The sequence below is a fragment of the Mesorhizobium yinganensis genome (assembly GCF_040081985.1).
GTDB lineage: Bacteria > Pseudomonadota > Alphaproteobacteria > Rhizobiales > Rhizobiaceae > Kumtagia > Kumtagia yinganensis.
This window is the reverse complement of the sequence record NZ_JBEBMH010000013.1, coordinates 78,985-93,757: the sequence shown is the minus strand read 5'-3', so window position 1 is coordinate 93,757 and position 14,773 is coordinate 78,985. Positions and strand designations below refer to the sequence as shown.

The window sequence follows — 14,773 nt, the reverse complement described above, 5'->3', positions numbered from 1 at the left end:
CTGTTTTGGCGAGGAGGAACGAGATGGTTCTGACTACCCAGCATGTGTCCGCCGACAGCATTCCGCCCGGCTATGGCTGGAGCGCATTCACGCCGCTCGAACAGATCGACCACGCCGCCGAGATCGGTGGAAGCAGCCTCATCCATGCTACTTCGAGCGGCTTTGTCTGGGGCGCCTCCAGCGAGGACGATCCCGGACAGTTTACCTTGCGCCCCTTGAGCCTCGTCTTCGAGGGAACCGGCCTGACCTATGCCGGCGGGTCGCCGAATGGCGGCACCATCACCGCGATGAGCATCGTGCTCGAAGGAACGGTATTCGGCGGCAGCTATCCGCCGTCCGGGCCGCTGGTGCTGGAGATTTCGGGACTTTCGATCGACGCCGCGACGGACGGCGACCTGATCGAACAGGCGCTGCTGGGCAATATTGCCCCGCTTGCCTTTTACTTCGGCGGGCTGTTGTGGACCTATGACGGCGCTGGCGGATCGGATCGCTTCGACAACGGATACAGGACGCACTCGCTCAGGGGTTATGATGGCGATGACGTCCTGATCGGCGGATCGGGAAGCGACAGACTTTATGGCGGCGCCGGCGACGACATCCTGCAGGGCGACCGCACGCAGGGCGACTTTGGCGACGACTATCTCAGCGGTGGGGCAGGATTCGACATAGCGGACTATGGAACCACCTTCGTGGTGGCAAGTCTCGAGAACCCGGCGATCAACCAGAATGCCGCGAAGGGCGATACGTATAATTCGATCGAAGGTCTCAACGGATCGAGTTTCGGCGATACCCTGGTCGGCAATGCCGGCGCCAACCTGCTTGTTGGCAATGACGGCAACGACTGGCTGCGGGGCAGGGACGGCAACGATCGGCTGGAAGGCGGAGAGGGCCTCGACAGGTTGGAAGGGGGCGCCGGCAACGACAAACTGTATGGCGGTAGGTTCGATGACACTCTGATTGGAAACGCCGGTGCGGACCAGTTGCACGGCGGCGACCAGGTGGACACCGCCTCCTATGCGGACTTTCACAGCGCCATCACCGCCAGCCTCGCAAATTCCGCCCTCAACACCGGAGGCGCCGCTGGCGATACATACGATTCGATCGAAAGCCTCATCGGCACGATAGGGGCGGACACGCTCTATGGTGATGAAGGCTTCAATCGGCTTTGGGGGGGCGTCCGAGACGATCTGCTGGTCGGGGGCGGCGGCAACGATGACCTCTACGGCGAGCCAGGCGACGACATTCTCAATGGCGGGGCGGGTGCCGACGAACTGGATGGCGGCGGGGGGATCACCGAGTCCGACATCGACACCGCCTCATATGCGGATGCGGCGGCGCGCGTCGTCGTCAGCCTGATGAATAAGTCGAACAATATCGGCGACGCTTTCGGTGACTTCTATTGGTCCATCGAGAACATTCTAGGCTCGAGCTTTGGCGACTCTCTGGCCGGAGACGCATTGGACAACGGCATCGACGGCAGCGGCGGCAGCGACACGCTGCGGGGCTATGGCGGCAACGATGTGCTGACCGGCGGCGCGGGCGCCGACAGCTTCGTGTTCAGTTCCGGTCTCGACGCGGCGACGAATGTCGATACGATCATCGACTTCAGCATCGCCGATGATACGGTACGGCTGGACGACCGGATATTTGCCGCCGCCGGCGCGCCGGGAACGCTCGCCGCGAATGCCTTCCACATCGGCGCGGCGGCGACCACGACCGACCATCGCATCGTCTATGATGTTGCGACTGGGGCGCTGAGCTACGACGCCGACGGCTCGGGCGCTGGAGCCGCAATCCGGTTCGCGACGCTCTCGACCGGCTTGGCGCTGACCAACGCGGATTTTGTGGTGTTTTAGCCGCTTGAATTGAACGGGGCGGCCTCGGGGATCGTTCGAGGCCGCTGCCCGGCATGCCCGTGACAGCTCTCAGCGGTTCTGGAAATTCGCCGACCGCTTCTCCGCGAAGGCAGCCATGCCTTCCTTCTGGTCCTCGAAGGCGAACAGCGAGTGGAACAGGCGCCGTTCGAAGCGCAGCCCCTCACTGAGCGTCGTCTCGTAGGAGCGGTTGACGGCCTCCTTGGTCATCATCACGGCCGGCAGCGAGAATTCCGCGATCTTGGCCGCGGCCTTCAGCGCTTCCTCGATCAACTCGCCCGCCGGCACGACGCGCGACACGAGGCCGGAACGCTCCGCCTCGGCGGCATCCATCATGCGGCCGGTGAGGCACATGTCCATCGCCTTGGATTTTCCGACGAAACGGGTAAGCCGCTGCGAGCCGCCCATGCCCGGCATGACGCCGAGCGTGATTTCCGGCTGGCCGAACTTCGCCGTCTCGGCGGCGATGATGAAGTCGCACATCATGGCAAGTTCGCAGCCGCCGCCCAGCGCATAACCCGCGACCGCCGCGATGATCGGCTTGCGCAGCCGCGTGAACTGTTCCCAGCCGCTGAAAAAGTCGGCGAGATACATCTCCGCGTAGCTGCGCGACTGCATCTCCTTGATGTCGGCGCCGGCGGCGAAGGCTTTTTCCGAGCCGGTCAGCACCAGCGCGCCGATCTTCTGGTCCGCCTCGAACGCGGCCACGGCAGCAAGCAGTTCCGAAAGAACCTGGCTGTTCAGCGCGTTCAGCGCCTTGGGACGGTTGAGCGTGATCAAGCCGACCTTGCTCCGCGTTTCCACGATGATGTCTTCATAAGCCATGTGATCTCTCCGGTTGGCGCAAAGCGAGTAAGCTATTTCTGGCAGGACCGGCAATAGAAGGTCGAGCGGCCGGACTGCACCACGCGGTCGATATGACCGGGGCAGCCGGGGCGCGGGCAGGGCTCGCCCTCGCGGTCGTAGACCGAGAACGAATGCTGAAAATAGCCGAGCGACCCGTCCGTCTGGATATGGTCGCGCAGCGACGAACCGCCTGCCCCGATCGCTTCGGCTATCACCGAGCGGATCGCCTCCGCCAGCGCGTCGCTGCGCGCAAGTGCCTGCTTGCCCTTGACCGATATCGTGCCGGCGGCGCGCATTGGCGAAAGTTTCGCGCGCCACAGCGCCTCGCAGACGTAGATGTTGCCGAGCCCGGCGATGGTGCGCTGGTCGAGCAGGGCCGCCTTCAGCGGCGCAACGCGCCCCTCCAGGAGTTCGCGCAGCATGGCGCCGTCCAGGGCGTTGCCCGTCGGCTCCGGGCCGAGGCCGGCGAGCATCGGATGGTTGTTCGGCCCGTCCTCGGCAAACAGCATGAAGCCGAAGCGGCGAGGGTCGTTGAAGATGACTCGTGCGATATCTCCGGAGGGCGAGGCGAGATGGAACACGACATGGTCATGCGCCGCCGCCTTCGAGCGTTCATGTTGGAACTGCCCTGGTACGGCAGCAGGCTGCGCGTCGCGCTCGATGCGGAAGGAGCCGGACATGCCGAGATGGCAGATCAGCGCCGGCCCGCCCTCGACCTCGACGATCAGGTACTTGGCGCGGCGGCCGAGCGAGGCGATGGTCCGACCGGTCAGGCGCTTGGCGAAGCGGTCGGGAAACGGAAAACGCAAATCCTTGCGGCGAAGTTCTACGCGGTCGATGCGGGCGCGTTCCATGACCGGCTGCAGGCCGCGCCGCACCGTCTCGACTTCCGGCAGTTCAGGCATGCCTGGTTATGGTCTCCGCGAAGGAAGTGCCGTGCGCGCCCTTATCAAGGCCGAGATGCGCGGCGACCGTCTCGCCGATGTCGGCATAGGTGCTTCTGAGGCCGACCGAGCCGCCCGCGCCGCCGGGTATCATGCCGAAGATCGGCACGCGCTCGCGCGTATGGTCGGTGCCGCGCCAGGTCGGGTCGCAGCCGTGGTCGGCGGTGAGCAAAAGCAGGTCGCCTTGCCTGAGTTTCGCCAGCGCCTCCGGCAGGCGGCGGTCGAAAGCCTCAAGGGCGGCCGCATATCCCGCGACGTCGCGGCGATGGCCGAACTCGGTGTCGAAATCGACAAAATTGGCGAAGACCAAATCGCCGTCGCCAGCGTCGTCCATGGCAATCAGCGTCTTGTCGAACAAGGGCAGATTGCCGGCGGCCTTGCGCGCCTCGCTGACGCCGCGATGGGTAAAGATGTCGCCGATCTTGCCCATGCAGAGCGTGCGCCCGCCGGCCGCGACCACGCGGTCCAGAATGGTCGGCTCCGGCGGCGGGACGGCAAAATCCTTCCGGTTGGGAGTACGCACAAAGGTGGCAACGGTCTCGCCGACGAAGGGCCGGGCGATGACGCGGCCGATGTTCAGCGGGTCGACCAGTTTTCGCACTGTCTTGCAAAGGGCGTACAGGCGCTCCAGGCCGAAATGCTGCTCATGCGCGGCGATCTGGATGACGGAATCGACCGACGTGTAGCAGATCGGCTTGCCGGTGCGCACATGCTCCCCGCCGAAGCGCTCGATGACTTCGGTTCCCGATGCTTGGCAGTTCGCTAGGATGCCGGGAAGATTGCCTTCGCGAACGATCGCTTCGACCAGTTCGGTCGGGAAGGCGGGAACGGTCTCCGGAAAGTAACCCCATGCGAAGGGCACCGGCACGCCGGCGATCTCCCAGTGCCCGGTGATCGTGTCCTTGCCGTTGGACAGTTCCTGCGCCGATCCGTGGAACGCGCCGTCCATAAGCTTGATCCCCGAAGCCGCGAACGGGTCTTCGTCGGTGGCGACGCGGGCTGCCTGGCCGAGGCCCAGCGAGGCCATCACCGGCAAGGCCAGCGGGCCCTGGCGCAGACCCTGATGGTCGGCGGAGCCGGCGGCGGCGGCCAGTGCGATGTGTCCAAGCGTGTCGGAACCGTCGTCGCCGAAGCGCGCCGCGTCGGGAGCGCCGCCTATGCCGAAGGAGTCGAGAACGAAAAGGAAGGCGCGCGCCATGGTCTTTCGGCCTGGAGGGAACAGGATGCAACACATAGGACCGGCTGAAAAGAATGGCAAATGGCGGCAGGGAATCCGCCATGCTCTGATCCATTGCGTTAACGGTGTTGAAAAGCAGAGGCTGCGAAACGGGTCCGGAACATTCAATTTAACTTTTCATAAAGATGTTTGAACCGAGGCTGAACGGGCCAGCCGGCTTGGGTTCAGGACCGATGGCGCAAAGAGGGCATGTCCAATTCTGAGGGAATGCCACATGTCCGTTGTGCGTCTTGGTGCGGTCCTGCTGCTCGCGCTGTGTTTCGGTGTCCTGCTGTCGAGAGCCGTCGGCCTCAACATCGATCCGATGGAGACCCGCTCGACCATGAACCTCTGTGATTCCGGCGGACGGCGGCCGTGCCCATGAGAGCCGAAGGTGATCTTTCGCCGGTTCACGAAGGCTGGGAAAGCGTCGGACTTTTCAAAGGAACGGGGCTCGATTTTGGGCGCGGTCGCCGATAGGTTGCCGCTTGCAAGCCTGCCCGATTTCCAAAATGCCGGCGGCCGGGCAAAAAAATTCGCGGGAGGAGACAGACGTTTCGGCGAATGTCCAGGCCTGCACTGACAATCTAGGGGGGACCATGGGTACCTATCACGAAATCCTCGATCCGCGCTTTGCGCGCCTGTTCAACGGCAGCGCGCAGGTGGATAAACTTTTCACCGGGTGCCGCTGGGCGGAAGGCCCGGCCTATTTCGCGGCCGGGCGTTATGTGGTCTGGTCCGACATCCCGAACAACCGCATGCTGCGCTATGACGAGACCGACGGCAGCGTCAGTGTCTTCCGCGAGCCGTGTGGCAATTCCAACGGCAACACAACGGACCGGCAGGGCCGTCTGGTAAGCTGCGAGCATAGCGGCAGGCGCGTCAGCCGTACCGAGTTCGACGGCTCGATCACCACCATCGCCGACCGCTGGAACGGCAAGCGCCTGAATTCGCCGAACGACGTGGTCGTGCGCTCTGACGGCTCGATCTGGTTCACCGACCCGGCCTACGGCATCGACACCGACTACGAGGGCGACAAGGCCGAGAGCGAGATCGGCGCCTGCTACGTCTACCGGGTCGATCCGGGCACGGGCGCGGTCGACGCCGTGATCACCGACATGGTGCGGCCGAACGGCATCGCCTTTTCGCTCGACGAGCGCCAGCTCTACGTCGTCGACACCGGCCGCACCCATGGCGCGCACCACCCCGCCCACATGCGGGTGTTCGACGTCGACGAGGCCGGCAAGGTTTCCGGCGGCCGGGTGTTCGCCGAGTGCACGGCCGGACTGTTCGACGGTTTTCGCCTCGATTCCGAGGGCCGCATCTGGACGAGCGCGGCCGACGGCGTCCATTGCTACGATCCGGACGGCACGCTGATCGGCAAGGTCAAGGTGCCGGAAGTCGTCGCCAACGTCGTCTTCGGCGGGCCGAAGCGCAACGTGCTCTATATCTGCGGCACGACCTCGCTCTACAGCGTGCGCCTGATGGTGAACGGCGCAAAGACCTACTGACGCTTCAGGCGGATTCGGCGCACCCCGGTCGGGCGCCGCCCGCGGCCGGTTGGCCCTATGCGACGTTCGACGCGGCCCGATCGACCTTGATCTGGCCGCGGCCGTTTTTCTTGGCGGCGTAGAGAGCGAGATCGGCGCGGCTGAACAGAGATCGGAGATCGTCGCCGTGATTGGCCGCCGCCACCCCGGCGCTGAAGGTGAATTTTACGGGCGGGTGCGAAGGTGTGCCTTCGTAGGGCCGCAGCGTGCGCATGAACAGGTCGAGGAACTGTTCGGCCAGCGACAGCGACGTCTCCGGCATGACGACGAGGAACTCCTCGCCGCCGAGGCGGCTTACCTTGGCGCGGGAGCCCATGCTGCCGACCAGCGACTTGGCGAAGTGCAGCAGCACTTCGTCGCCGATGACGTGACCATAGGTATCGTTGATGAACTTGAAGTGGTCGATGTCGAGCACTGCGAAACACAGCGGCAGCCGGCTGACCCTGAACTCGTTCAGCGCCGCGTCGGCCGTCGCCATGCCGCTGCGGCGGTTCGGCAGCCCGGTCAGTACGTCCGTTTCGGCAGCTTGCAGCGCGACCGCGTGCGCGTCGCGAAGCCTGCTCTCCTCATTCTTGAGCGTGGTGATCTCCGTGGCCATGACCAGCATCCAGCCATTGTCCAGTCGGCAGTCGTTCACCCACCACCAGCTTCCATCGACCATGTCGACGGAGAAATTGTAGCGCGGCTCTCCGCTCTTGCGGCGCTGCTTTATCCTCGGGACGAATGTCTCCAGTGACATGGATACGAGCTTGACGCCTCGTCCCGACCTGATGGCGTCGGCCAGAGCGTCGACGAAGTTGGCGGGCTGGCCCGGCCAATCCGGAAAGAATGTCGTGCGGAACGACTGGTTGACGTAACGGATATCGTCGTTGTCGTCGCAAAGGCAAACGCCTACCTGCCCCGATCCCAAGGCGCTGGCAAGCATCGCCAGAAGCTTGGGGTCTATCTCGATGTCAGAGGTTTTCACCCGAGCCTCACCAAGCGAAACCAAGCCGTGGCACAAGTCCGAAACTATGGCGTCGGCCTGTTAACATCCGCTCAACATCCCGCGACGCACAAAGGCGTCCCCTGCGGAATGTATTACGCTTACCCGCGATCAATACAATGATGATTGCGGCCACAGGTTGACGGCGATCGAAAACACCTGCCGCCTTGTCCGCTAGGTTCGCCGGGGATGCGGGTCGAGATTCACCAATGAAAACAATTCGAGCCGGCGAACCGGCTCGAATCTCGCTCTCAGGCCTTGATCAGCCTCGAATGAAGGCGAGCAGGTCGGGATTGACGATTTCGGGATGCGTGGTGCACATGCCGTGCGGCAGGCCTTGATAGGTCTTCAGCGTGCCGTTCTTCAGCAGTTTGGCCGACAGCGGGGCCGAATCGGCATAAGGCACGATCTGGTCGTCGTCGCCATGCATGACCAGCACCGGCATGTCGATGGTCTTCAGGTCGTCGGTGAAGTCGGTCTCGGAAAACGCCTTGATGCAGTCGTAATGCGCCTTCGTGCCGCCCATCATGCCCTGCCGCCACCAATTGTCGATGACGCCCGGAGAGACTTTCGCACCCGGACGGTTGAAACCGTAGAACGGCCCGGCGGGAACGTCGATGTAGAACTGTGCGCGGTTGGCGACAAGTGCTGCGCGAAAACCGTCGAAGACTTCGATCGGCAAGCCGCCGGGATTCTTGTCCGACTTCACCATGATCGGCGGCACGGCACCAATCAGCACCGCCTTGCCAACGCGGCCGGGTTTTGCGCGGGCGACATAGTGGGCCACTTCGCCGCCGCCGGTCGAATGGCCGATATGGACGGCGTTCTTGAGGTCGAGCGCCTCGGCCAGTTCGGCGACGTCGGCGGCGTAGGTGTCCATTTCGTTGCCGGTCGCGGTCTGCGTCGAGCGCCCGTGGCCGCGGCGGTCATGCGCGATGACGCGGAATCCCTTGTCCAAGAAATACAGCATCTGGTTGTCCCAATCGTCGGCGCTGAGCGGCCAGCCGTGATGGAAGACGACCGGCTGCGCGTCCTTGGAGCCCCAATCCTTGTAGTAGATCTCGGTGCCGTCCTTGGTGGTGATCGTGGTCATCTCTCTCTTCTCCTGGTGTCCGAGGCGACAGGATCGCTCGCTCTCGATATGGACGAAATAGCCTTTCGCGCTCATCATCACGATGGGCGGAACTGACAAGTTGCAAGGCAAAACTGACGGAATGGCGGTTAATCCCAAAATCGTCGCCGAAATCGGCCTGCTGCTTTATCCCGACGCGCAACCGGCCGCGGTTCACGGCCTGACCGACCTGTTCCGCAGGCCCCTTGCCCCGATCATCACCGTCGGCCACCAGGATGTGGAGGCCGCTGGTGAAGGCGAACTGCAGCCGGGCGAGGATGACCGCGTCCATGGTCATGCCGCCTGGACTTCAGCCGGCGCCCGCACGATGCGGATCGGGATGCCCTTGAAGGATGGCGTGAAACTCATCGGGTCGTGCGCCGCAAGCGGCACCAGCGGATTGATCTCGGGATAATAGGCCGCGCAGCCACCGGCCGGGAACGCATAGGCCACCAGCTTGAAGTTGCGGACCACCCGCTCGACGCCGTCGTCCGACACGGTGACGAGGTCGACGCGGTCGTCCGGCTTGAAGCCGCGCTTCTCGATCTCCTCGGCGCTGATGAACAGCACGTCGCGCTGGCCGAAGACACCGCGATACCGGTCGGAGAGCGAATAGAGCGTGGTGTTGTACTGGTCGTGGCTGCGCACGCTGGTAAGCCACAGCACGTCCTCGGCCTCCTCGGGATCCTCGCCCAGCCCATCGAACAGAAGGAAATTCGCCTTGCCGGAAGCGGTCGCCCAAATGCGCTCGCGCGCCGTCGAGGTGAGATGGAAACCGCCGGGCACGCGGATGCGGGCATTGTAGCCCTGGAAGAACGGGAACACCGCCTCCATGGCGTCGCGGACCAGGTCATAGTCGGCGACGAATTTTTCCCATTCCACCACCGAGCTTTCCCCGAGTGTCGCGCCCGCCATTCCGGCGACGATGGCCGGTTCGCTCATCAGATGCTCTGAGGCCGGCGTGTTCATGCCGGTCGAGGCATGCACCATCGACATGGAATCCTCGACGGTGATGGATTGCGGGCCTGTCGCCTGCACGTCGATCTCGGTGCGACCGAGGCAAGGCAGGATCAGCGCCTCGCGGCCATGGATGATGTGGCTGCGGTTGAGTTTTGTCGACACGTGGACGCTGAGGTCGAGGCGGCGGAACGCATTCCGCGTGACCTGCCAGTCGGGGATCGCCGCGACGATGTTGCCGCCCATACCGATGAAGACACGCGCCTCACCCTTGATCATCGCCTCCAGCGCGGTGACGACGTTGTGGCCGTGGGCGGCGGGCGGCTTGAAGCCGAAACGTTTTTCCAGCCGGCCCAAAAATTCGGCGGTCGGGGTCTCCGTGATGCCGACCGTGCGGTCTCCCTGCACGTTGGAGTGGCCGCGCACCGGGCAGAGGCCGGCGCCGTCCTTGCCGATATTGCCCTTGAGCAGGCAAAGATTGGCAAGCTGCTGAACGTTGCGCGTGCCGCGCCGGTGCTGGGTGATGCCCATGCCGTAGACGATGATCGCCTTCTCGGCCTTCATGTAGACATGGGCGGCTTCCTCGATCGCCGAACGGGTAAGACCCGAGCGCCGCTCGATGTCTTCCCAGCGTGTCGCCTTGAGATCGGCGACGAGCGCCTCGATCCCTAGAGTGTGGCCGCGGATGAAATCCCAGTCGAGGGCCTCGATCTGGTGCTCGGCGCGCAGCCGCTCATCCTCCTCGACCAGCACCTTCATCAGGCCCTTGACCACCGCGACGTCGCCGCCGACCTTGACCTGATGCAGGCGCGAGCTGATCGGGGTGGAGGTCAACGTCGCCATCTCGATCGGGCTCTGCGGCGCTTGGAAACGCTCCAGCGCCCGCTCACGGAAGGGATTGAACGAGACGATGGTGGCGCCGCGCCGCGAGGCGTTGCGCAGGCTGGTCATCATGCGCGGGCTGTTGGTGCCGGGGTTCTGGCCGAAGATGAAGATGCAGTCGGTCTTGTCGAAATCGTCGAGCAGCACCGTGCCCTTGCCGACGCCGAGCGACAGCGGCAGGCCGACGCTGGTAGCCTCGTGGCACATGTTGGAACAGTCGGGAAAATTGTTGGTGCCGTATTCGCGCACGAAGAGCTGGTAGAGGAAGGCGGCCTCGTTGGAGGTGCGGCCGGAGGTGTAGAACTCCGCCATGTTCGGATCGGGAAGAGTGGAGAGATGCCGGCCGATGGTTGCAAAGGTGTCTTCCCAGCTTACCGGCAGATAGCGGTCGCTGGCCGCGTCATAGGCCATCGGATGCGTCAGGCGCCCGGCCATTTCCAGCTCGTAGTCGCTCCAAGACGCAAGCTCGGTGACGGTGTGGGCCGCGAAGAATTCGGGCGTGCAGCGTTTCGCCGTCGCCTCCCAGGCGACCGCCTTGCCGCCGTTCTCGCAGAACTCGAAGGATGAGGTGTGTTTCGGATCGGGCCAGGCGCAGCCCGGGCAATCGAAGCCGAGCGGCTGGTTCATGCGCAGCAGCGTGGTCGCGCCCTTGACCGGAATATCCTGCTCGAGGAGGTGCTCTCCGAGCGCCTTCAGAGCGCCCCAACCGCCGGCCGGCTCGTTGTAACGGCGAATGGACTTCTTGCCAGGCATGTCGTCCCCCTTGTGGTGGGCTGTCATGGAGATGCCGGATGGTACCGGCGCTGTTCAGCATGATCTTTCCGACAGGTTCGCTGCTTTCCGATTTGCACGCCGGCCCTCCGCGGCGACGGTCCGACTGGTGCGGCGGGTAGTGCAGTGAAGAAAAAATGCCTGCGCGCCGGGACCTCAAAAGCCGAAGCTGCTCAGACCGGGATGATCGTCCGGACGCTTGCCCAGCGGCCAATGGAACTTCCGGTCGGCTTCGGCGATCGGATGTTCGTTGATGCTGGCAATCCTGCGGCGCATGAGCCCGTCCGGTTCGAACTCCCAGTTCTCGTTGCCATAGGCGCGGAACCACTGGCCGCTGTCGTCATGGTATTCGTAGGCGAACCTGACGGCGATGCGATTGCCGGCGAATGTCCAAAGTTCCTTGATCAGCCGGTAATCGAGTTCCCTGTTCCATTTGCGGGTGAGAAAAGCCTCGATGGCTTCCCGGCCCGTCACGAACTCGGCGCGATTGCGCCAGGCGCTGTCCACGGTATAGGCGAGCGCAACCCGACTGGGATCACGGCTGTTCCAGCCATCCTCGGCCAAGCGCACCTTTTCGATGGCAGTCTGTTCCGTGAAGGGCGGCAGGGGCGGGCGGGACATGATTGCATTCCTCTCAGAAACGAAACACGAGAGCACCTGCTTGGCACAGGCCGGCGGATCAAACGCGGCACGCTATCATTTGGCCCGCCGCGTCCGATCGGCTTGCGGCTCAGTCGGTCGACCGGCCGGCCTCGAACAGGAACCAGGTGCGCCGCTCGGCCTCGTCGATCCAGACCTCCAGCAGGCTGGTCGTGGCCACGTCGCCGTGCTCCTCGGCCACGGCGTGCGCGGAACGCAGCAAGCCCGCGAAAGTGCGGTTGTCCTGGGCAAGCTCGGCCAGCATGTCGCGCGGCGTCACATAGGCCGCGTCATTGTCGGGGATGCGCTGCTCCCTGGCGATCTGCCCGACGGAGCGCAGTGTCGTGCCCCCGATCTTGCGGCAACGCTCGGCGATGTCGTCGGTGATGCCGAAGATCTGCTCGCCCTGCTCGTCGAGCAACAGGTGGTAGTCGCGGAAATGCGGGCCGGACATGTGCCAGTGAAAGTTCTTGGTCTTGATGTAGAGCGCAAAGGCGTCGGCAAGCAGGGCGGTAAGCGCGGCGGAGATGTCCTTGGCGGCATTCTCGCCTAGGTCGGACGGGGTGCGGAGTTTTGCGGTGCGCAGGCGGGCGGTGTCGGTGGTCATGGTAAGGTCCTTTTTTGTTCGGCGGTTGGATCGGAGGAAATAACGCGAGCGGAAATCTAGGCGCTTTTTGTGACGAGGCGAGCCTCTTCACGGATCAGCGCGGCAGAATGCCGGGCCGATCGTTCGGGAATTTCGTCAGCACGGCGGGGTCGATGTTGAGATGCTGGGCGACCAGTTGCGGCGGCGTGTGCGTGAGCCAGTCGGAGAGGCTGATCTCCTGGTATTCGGCGATCTTGAACACCGCCAGGAAGCGCAACTCGGTGGTGCCGGTGTTCTGGATGAAATGGCCCTGGCCGCGCTTGACGTAGCCGATGTCGCCAGCGTGGAAGTCGCCTGTCTGGGCGCGGGGCCCGGCGTCGAACACGGTCATGCGGCCTTCGCCCTCGATCCAATATTGCCATTCGTCGGCGTTGGGATGCCAGTGCATCTCGCGTACCGCCCCGGGCGCCAGCGTTTCCAGCGCGGCGGCGATCGTTTTGGAAACCTTGAAGGTCGAGCTGTCGGCCAGTTGCAGCTTGCCGGACTTGCCGTTGCGGAGCGGCTCGGACTGGCCGAGGCGGAAGGTGAAGGGCTCCGGCGGCGTGCCGCCCGAGGCGACGGCGGCCTGGTCGTCCGCCAGCGGGCCGGGCTCCTTGCCCTGGAAAATCCAGAGATCGTTCAGCGGGATCGATTTGAAGGTGTCGGCCGGTACGCCGAAATTCAGCGCCAGCACATCCGGCGGCGTATGCGCCAGCCAGTCGGTGACGAGCAGCGTGTTGTATTCAGACTGGTTGCCTTGGTCGAAGACGATGACGAATTCGCAGCCGTCCGGCCCGAGCCCCTGCAGCGAGTGCGGATAGCCGGCCGGGAAATACCAGAGGTCGCCGACGCCGACATCCTGCACATAGGCGCGGCCCTGCGGATCGAGAACCGTGACGCGGCAGCGGCCGTTGGTCATGATCGCCCACTCGGCGGCGAGGTGCCAGTGCATCTCGCGGATGCCGCCGGGGCCGAGCCGCATGTTGACGCCGGAGACGGCCTCCGAGATTGCGAAGTCCGATTGCGTGATCTGGCGCGCCCAGCCGCCGTCCTGGATGCGCTTGGCCGCGGTGCTGAAGGACGACCAGAACTGCGGCATGTCGCCGATGTCGGTCGCCGGCGGGCTGCCGCGCGAGGGGAACTGGCTCTCGAGGACGGGGTTCTTCGGCCCGGGATCGGAAAGCCCGGCGGGATTGGCGTTGACGGCGCCCTCCGCCGGCTGATCGGGATTGCCGAAGGTGGCCGCATGGGCGGTCGCGGCGAGCACGCCGCCTCCGACCGCGCCCAGCGCCAGCACCGCGCGGCGTGAAATCTGGTCCATCGCATTGTCTCCTCTCTGCTCGGGCTCGCTCGGAAATCGGCGTTGCCTCGCGGTCGCTTCGGTGTTGGTGGAAGTGATAGTCGCTTAAGGAGGGCTCTTGGTATTTTGGGAATGCCGGCCCTGTTTCGAGAATGCCGGGAGCTCCGCGCGGGCGCCAGCCGGAAAATACAACCGATACGGAAAGAATGGCGTCCCGATCCCGTGTAAGGAGGCTTTCGCACCGATGCACGAGCTATGGTGTTGCGCGAGGCGGGGGCAAACGGGGGACGAGGATGAGCCATCAGCCACAGGCCAAGACTGGCAGTTCAGTCGGGAAGCGCGAGGCTCCGCACGACCTGGCACTGCTGCTCCTGCTCAGCGCGACGGCGGGCGCGACCGATGCGATCGGGTTCCTGGGCCTGCACGGCCTGTTCACCGCGCATATCACCGGCAATATCGTCGTGCTTACCAGCCATCTCGTTGCCGGCGGCGAGGCCGGCGTGGGGCAATTGCTCGCGGTGCCGATGTTCATGGCCGTGGCCGCACTTGCCAGGCTGCTCGGTCTCACGCTCGATCGCAGGCGGATATCCGCGCATGCATTCCTCGTGGCGCAGTTCGTCTTCCTGCTGATGTTCTTTCTGCTCAGCCTTCCGCTGGGAGAATCCTTCGGCATGAACGCACCCTGGGCCGTGGCGGCCGGCATGTGCGGCGTTGCTGCCATGGCCGTCCAGACCGTACTGGTGCAGACCTCGCTGCCGGGCGTCGCCTCGACCTCGGTGTTGACCACCAATGTCGGGCGCTTCACGATTGCCGCCGTGGAAGCCACTGCCGGCCCGATGGAGAAACGGGCCGAAGCGCGCGGCAAGGTCGCATCCACATTTCCTCAGATCTTCGGCTTCATCGTCGGTTGTGCGGCCGGCGGGGTGCTGGAATGGCAGGTCGGGCTGTCGGCGCTGATGCTGCCCATCCTGCTCAGCCTGATGGCGCTGATCTGGTTTGTCCGCCGCGCGACCTGAAGGCCCAAGTTTCAAAAATGTCGCCGACTTGCTGCTCCGCGGGTCGCTGGGGTTCGC

13 protein-coding genes are annotated in these 14,773 nt (G+C 64.3%); 4 read left to right on the top strand and 9 right to left on the bottom strand.

What is annotated here, in order from left to right:
- The first annotated feature begins 23 nt into the window (after positions 1 to 23).
- Entirely contained in the window at positions 24 to 1,856 is a 1,833-nt protein-coding gene (locus ABMA59_RS21920) for a calcium-binding protein (protein ID WP_349007517.1), read from the top strand.
- A gap of 69 nt (positions 1,857 to 1,925) precedes the next feature.
- Here ABMA59_RS21920 and ABMA59_RS21915 read toward each other — a convergent pair whose 3' ends face one another.
- The 3 genes from ABMA59_RS21915 to ABMA59_RS21905 are packed head-to-tail and all read right to left on the bottom strand — an operon-like array spanning position 1,926 to position 4,862.
- Positions 1,926 to 2,699, bottom strand: a complete 774-nt coding sequence (locus ABMA59_RS21915) for an enoyl-CoA hydratase (protein ID WP_349007516.1) — start codon at positions 2,697 to 2,699, stop codon at positions 1,926 to 1,928.
- 32 nt (positions 2,700 to 2,731) lie between these two features.
- Positions 2,732 to 3,625 carry a bifunctional DNA-formamidopyrimidine glycosylase/DNA-(apurinic or apyrimidinic site) lyase gene (gene mutM / locus ABMA59_RS21910; RefSeq protein WP_349007515.1) on the bottom strand — a complete coding sequence of 298 codons (894 nt, stop codon included), beginning with the start codon at positions 3,623 to 3,625 and terminating at the stop codon, positions 2,732 to 2,734.
- Positions 3,618 to 4,862 (bottom strand): phosphopentomutase, encoded by a 1,245-nt coding sequence (locus ABMA59_RS21905; RefSeq protein WP_349007514.1) that lies wholly within the window; start codon positions 4,860 to 4,862, stop codon positions 3,618 to 3,620. The genes mutM and ABMA59_RS21905 overlap by 8 nt, the downstream gene beginning before the upstream one ends.
- Positions 4,863 to 5,115: 253 nt before the next feature.
- Between ABMA59_RS21905 and ABMA59_RS21900 the strand changes: the two genes are divergently transcribed.
- Complete coding sequence (locus ABMA59_RS21900) at positions 5,116 to 5,265, top strand: hypothetical protein (RefSeq protein WP_349007513.1); 150 nt, start codon at positions 5,116 to 5,118, stop codon at positions 5,263 to 5,265.
- Between the two features lie 214 nt (positions 5,266 to 5,479).
- On the top strand, positions 5,480 to 6,391 hold the full coding sequence (locus ABMA59_RS21895) for an SMP-30/gluconolactonase/LRE family protein (RefSeq protein WP_349007512.1): 912 nt from the start codon (positions 5,480 to 5,482) through the stop codon (positions 6,389 to 6,391).
- A 55-nt stretch (positions 6,392 to 6,446) separates the two neighbouring features.
- Here ABMA59_RS21895 and ABMA59_RS21890 read toward each other — a convergent pair whose 3' ends face one another.
- The 6 genes from ABMA59_RS21890 to ABMA59_RS21865 form a co-directional block, all read right to left on the bottom strand.
- On the bottom strand, positions 6,447 to 7,397 hold the full coding sequence (locus ABMA59_RS21890) for a GGDEF domain-containing protein (protein ID WP_349007511.1): 951 nt from the start codon (positions 7,395 to 7,397) through the stop codon (positions 6,447 to 6,449).
- Between the two features lie 280 nt (positions 7,398 to 7,677).
- Complete coding sequence (locus ABMA59_RS21885; RefSeq protein WP_349007510.1) at positions 7,678 to 8,508, bottom strand: alpha/beta fold hydrolase; 831 nt, start codon at positions 8,506 to 8,508, stop codon at positions 7,678 to 7,680.
- Positions 8,509 to 8,820: 312 nt separating this feature from the next.
- A complete protein-coding gene (locus tag ABMA59_RS21880) occupies positions 8,821 to 11,118 on the bottom strand; it encodes an FdhF/YdeP family oxidoreductase (RefSeq protein WP_349007509.1) in 2,298 nt (765 codons plus the stop codon).
- Positions 11,119 to 11,292: 174 nt separating this feature from the next.
- Positions 11,293 to 11,757: a nuclear transport factor 2 family protein gene (locus tag ABMA59_RS21875; protein ID WP_349007508.1), complete on the bottom strand. Its 465-nt coding sequence runs from the start codon at positions 11,755 to 11,757 to the stop codon at positions 11,293 to 11,295.
- Between the two features lie 109 nt (positions 11,758 to 11,866).
- Positions 11,867 to 12,382 (bottom strand): Dps family protein, encoded by a 516-nt coding sequence (locus tag ABMA59_RS21870; RefSeq protein WP_349007507.1) that lies wholly within the window; start codon positions 12,380 to 12,382, stop codon positions 11,867 to 11,869.
- 94 nt (positions 12,383 to 12,476) lie between these two features.
- Positions 12,477 to 13,721: a cupin domain-containing protein gene (locus ABMA59_RS21865; RefSeq protein ID WP_349007506.1), complete on the bottom strand. Its 1,245-nt coding sequence runs from the start codon at positions 13,719 to 13,721 to the stop codon at positions 12,477 to 12,479.
- 272 nt (positions 13,722 to 13,993) lie between these two features.
- Here ABMA59_RS21865 and ABMA59_RS21860 point away from each other — a divergent pair, with 272 nt between their 5' ends.
- A complete protein-coding gene (locus ABMA59_RS21860) occupies positions 13,994 to 14,716 on the top strand; it encodes a YoaK family protein (RefSeq protein ID WP_349007505.1) in 723 nt (240 codons plus the stop codon).
- Positions 14,717 to 14,773 lie beyond the last annotated feature (57 nt).

Bases quoted from the DNA above. Each gene is read 5' to 3' on its own strand.
- ABMA59_RS21920 (WP_349007517.1), top strand. From the start codon at position 24: ATGGTTCTGACTACCCAGCATGTGTCCGCCGACAGCATTCCGCCCGGC.
- ABMA59_RS21915 (WP_349007516.1), bottom strand. From the start codon at position 2,699: ATGGCTTATGAAGACATCATCGTGGAAACGCGGAGCAAGGTCGGCTTG.
- mutM (WP_349007515.1), bottom strand. From the start codon at position 3,625: ATGCCTGAACTGCCGGAAGTCGAGACGGTGCGGCGCGGCCTGCAGCCG.
- ABMA59_RS21905 (WP_349007514.1), bottom strand. From the start codon at position 4,862: ATGGCGCGCGCCTTCCTTTTCGTTCTCGACTCCTTCGGCATAGGCGGC.
- ABMA59_RS21900 (WP_349007513.1), top strand. From the start codon at position 5,116: ATGTCCGTTGTGCGTCTTGGTGCGGTCCTGCTGCTCGCGCTGTGTTTC.
- ABMA59_RS21895 (WP_349007512.1), top strand. From the start codon at position 5,480: ATGGGTACCTATCACGAAATCCTCGATCCGCGCTTTGCGCGCCTGTTC.
- ABMA59_RS21885 (WP_349007510.1), bottom strand. From the start codon at position 8,508: ATGACCACGATCACCACCAAGGACGGCACCGAGATCTACTACAAGGAT.
- ABMA59_RS21880 (WP_349007509.1), bottom strand. From the start codon at position 11,118: ATGCCTGGCAAGAAGTCCATTCGCCGTTACAACGAGCCGGCCGGCGGT.
- ABMA59_RS21875 (WP_349007508.1), bottom strand. From the start codon at position 11,757: ATGTCCCGCCCGCCCCTGCCGCCCTTCACGGAACAGACTGCCATCGAA.
- ABMA59_RS21870 (WP_349007507.1), bottom strand. From the start codon at position 12,382: ATGACCACCGACACCGCCCGCCTGCGCACCGCAAAACTCCGCACCCCG.
- ABMA59_RS21865 (WP_349007506.1), bottom strand. From the start codon at position 13,721: ATGGACCAGATTTCACGCCGCGCGGTGCTGGCGCTGGGCGCGGTCGGA.
- ABMA59_RS21860 (WP_349007505.1), top strand. From the start codon at position 13,994: ATGAGCCATCAGCCACAGGCCAAGACTGGCAGTTCAGTCGGGAAGCGC.